The sequence below is a fragment of the Nocardia seriolae NBRC 15557 genome, from assembly GCF_007990715.1.
In the GTDB taxonomy this organism is placed as follows: Bacteria; Actinomycetota; Actinomycetes; order Mycobacteriales; family Mycobacteriaceae; genus Nocardia; species Nocardia seriolae.
The window spans coordinates 1-3,233 of record NZ_BJWY01000232.1 but is presented as its reverse complement, the minus strand read 5'-3'; the positions used below and the strand labels follow the sequence as shown (position 1 = coordinate 3,233).

Below are 3,233 nucleotides of genomic sequence, written 5' to 3'. Positions count from 1 at the left end.
AGTACTAGTCGAGTACGAGCGCCCCCATCCGCCGCGGCACGCTCCCAAGGGCTCGGTCATCTGGCGGTTGCTCACCACCACCGACCACAAGGTGCTGGGCGTGATGTACCTGGTGACGTCGATGTCCTTCTTCCTGATCGGCGGCCTCATGGCGCTGATCATGCGCGCCGAGCTGGCCCGTCCCGGTCTGCAATTCCTCTCCACCGAGCAGTACAACCAGCTGTTCACCATGCACGGCACGATCATGCTGCTGTTCTATGCGACGCCGATCGTCTTCGGCTTCGCCAACGCGATACTCCCGCTCCAGCTCGGTGCTCCGGACGTCGCCTTCCCACGGATGAACGCCTTCAGCTATTGGCTGTATCTCTTCGGCGGAATCATGGCCACCGCGGGCTTTCTCACCCCGGGCGGGGCGGCCGACTTCGGCTGGACCGCCTACGCCCCGCTCTCCGATTTCATCCACTCACCCGGCGCGGGAGCCGATCTGTGGATCATGGGGCTGCTGATCTCGGGCCTGGGCACCATTCTGGGCGCGGTCAATATGCTCACCACCGTGGTGTGCCTGCGCTGCCCGGGGATGACCATGTTCCGGATGCCCATCTTCACCTGGAACATCGCCGTCACCTCGGTGCTGATCCTGCTCGCCTTCCCGATCCTGACCGCGGCGCTCATCGCGCTGGCCTACGACCGCCACCTGGGCGGGCACATATACGACCCGGCCACCGGTGGAGCCGTTCTGTGGCAGCACCTGTTCTGGTTCTTCGGGCATCCCGAGGTGTACATCATCGCGCTGCCGTTCTTCGGGGTGGTGTCGGAGATCTTCCCGGTGTTCAGCCGTAAGCCGATCTTCGGTTACACCACCCTGGTCTACGCGACGCTGGGTATCGCGGCGCTGTCGATCGCGGTGTGGGCGCACCACATGTATGCCACGGGAGCCGTGCTGCTGCCGTACTTCTCGTTCATGACCTTCCTGATCGCGGTGCCGACCGGTGTGAAGGTCTTCAACTGGATCGGCACCATGTGGAAGGGGCAGCTGACCTTCGAATCCCCGATGCTGTTCAGCATCGGCTTCCTGGTCACCTTCCTGTTCGGCGGCCTGTCCGGCGTGATTCTCGCCAGCCCGCCACTGGATTTCCAGGTCACCGACACCTATTTCGTTGTCGCGCACTTCCACTACGTACTCTTCGGCACGATCGTGTTCGCCACCTACGCGGGCATCTACTTCTGGTTCCCCAAACTGACCGGCCGCCTGATGGACGAGCGCCTGGGCACTTCTGGACCACCTTCATCGGCTTCCACACCACCTTCCGGGTGCAACACTGGCTCGGCTCGATGGGTATGCCACGGCGCTACGCCGACTACCTGCCCGGCGACGGATTCACCACGCTCAATACGGTTTCCACCATCGGCTCCTTCATCCTGGGCCTGTCGATGCTGCCGTTCCTGTGGAACGTCTTCAAGTCCTACCGCTACGGCGAAGTGGTCACGGTGGACGATCCGTGGGGCTACGGCAACTCCCTGGAGTGGGCGACCTCCTGCCCGCCGCCGCGGCACAACTTCCACGAACTGCCGCGCGTGCGGTCCGAGCGTCCGGCGTTCGAGCTGCACTACCCGCACATGGTCGAGCGCATGCGCGCCGAGTCGCATGTCGGCTGGGGCGCGAAATCCCATGCGGAGAAACAGGAATCGGCCGGTCGCTAGCGTAAGCGGCGAATGATCGGGTGCAGCGCCGGGTCCACCACGACCCGGTCGCTCGCCGGATCGGCCGACACCGGGTAGAAGCTCTCGCCCGCCAGCCAGTACAACCGGTCGTTGCAGGGGTCCTCGCACCGGGCGTGGATGGCGCGCACCACATCCGACAGCGGCCCCACCACCTCGAGATCGCCGCGCTCGCGGATCGGCATGAAAACCGTCATGCCGGACCGGGGCGCGGCGATCAGCATGCCAGCGCCCTCGGGTCCGACCGGCGCGGGCGCCATGCCGAGCACGCTGGTCGCGATGTAAGGCGAAGTGGCACTGGAGATCACCTGCACCCAATGGCGGCCGATGCGGTGCTCGCGCACCTCGGCGGCCGCGATCTCGACCGCGAACGTATTGTCGAACGCCACCCCCAGCACATCCATTTCGGTGACCAGACGGGGCAATTCGTGTTCGGTGGGATAGCGGGGTCCGTCCTCCCCGGACACGACCACGGCCGAGGTGAAGGCTCGCGACGAATGCAAACCGGGCACGCCCGGCGGCAGGCCGGGCGAATACCGGGTTGTCAACAGCCGCAGGGCCTTCGCGGTAACCAAGGGTCCACCGATCTCTCGCCGTGCCACCTCCGCTACGCGGCCGTCCTCCGCCAGCGCGGATCCGCGCGCCAGGTATAGGCCGCGACCAGCGTGGATCCCGCGGCGGCGACCGTGAGCATGTACTTGCCGGTGACCACCAGGCTCACCATGCCGCCGACCAGCGCCCCGAGCAGGAACGAAACGTATTGCACCGCATAGCCGGCCCAGTCCCGGGCGGTGCCGCCCGCGACGTGGCGCTCCACGCCCTGCGCCAGCTTCACCAGCGTGCCGGTCACGTAGCTGATCGGGATCGACACCTCGCCGTTCTTCACGAACGAGGTATTGAGCGCGCCCATCGCGAAGGCGACGAACAGCACCGGCGTCAGCCCGATATCGTGTTTGGCCAGGGCCAGATCGACTGCCGCGGCGACGATCAGCGCGGCGGTGGCGAGCGCGGTCGAGCCGTGCGGGTGATCGCGCCAGAAGCGGCGGCGGCACACCGAGGCGACGAAGACGCCGAGCAGGAAGCAGCCGATGATGAGGGCCGCGCCCAGGGCGAGGGTCCGATCGCCGGTGAAGTTCGCGACGATCGCCCGTTCGGTATTGCCGGTCATGAAGGTGACGAAGTAGCCGATGGAGTGGACGTAGACGGCGGCACCGACGAAACCGGCCAGAATGGAAAGCGCTGAGGCGAGTCGGGTTTCGAGATTCCAGAAGTGTGCGGGCCGATTGCTATCGGTCGAAGGCATGGCGTCAGACTAGCAACCGGAACCTGAGAGAATCCCCGGTGCGAACCTTTGGAAAACCTATGACGACAGCCATCTCGTGGAGTCGAAATGTCTTCTGCTGTTTGAGTTTACGTCATCGAAACCGAGATCGGGGTACTGCCGGACAGAATCGGGGCGCAGCGGACATCTGCGGGTGGGGAGATCCCCGCGCCGTCCGATTCGAGTTAATACT

General features: G+C 65.3%; 2 protein-coding genes and 1 pseudogene. 1 reads left to right on the top strand and 2 read right to left on the bottom strand.

Annotation, left to right across the window (positions count from 1 at the left end):
* A pseudogene (gene ctaD / locus NS2_RS35255) lies at positions 1-1,701 on the top strand (aa3-type cytochrome oxidase subunit I); the annotation flags it as partial.
* Here the strand turns inward: ctaD and NS2_RS35250 are convergent.
* Together NS2_RS35250 and NS2_RS35245 are read right to left on the bottom strand one after the other, a co-directional pair.
* The gene (locus NS2_RS35250) at positions 1,698-2,294 is read right to left on the bottom strand and encodes a hypothetical protein (protein WP_033091702.1); all 597 of its coding nucleotides are present in this window, start codon (positions 2,292-2,294) and stop codon (positions 1,698-1,700) included. The pseudogene ctaD and the gene NS2_RS35250 overlap by 4 nt on opposite strands.
* Before the next feature lie 32 nt (positions 2,295-2,326).
* Positions 2,327-3,022: a YoaK family protein gene (locus tag NS2_RS35245; RefSeq protein WP_033091701.1), complete on the bottom strand. Its 696-nt coding sequence runs from the start codon at positions 3,020-3,022 to the stop codon at positions 2,327-2,329.
* Positions 3,023-3,233 lie beyond the last annotated feature (211 nt).

Coding starts and splice junctions, on each gene's coding strand:
- NS2_RS35245 (WP_033091701.1), bottom strand. CDS start 3,022: ATGCCTTCGACCGATAGCAATCGGCCCGCACACTTCTGGAATCTCGAA.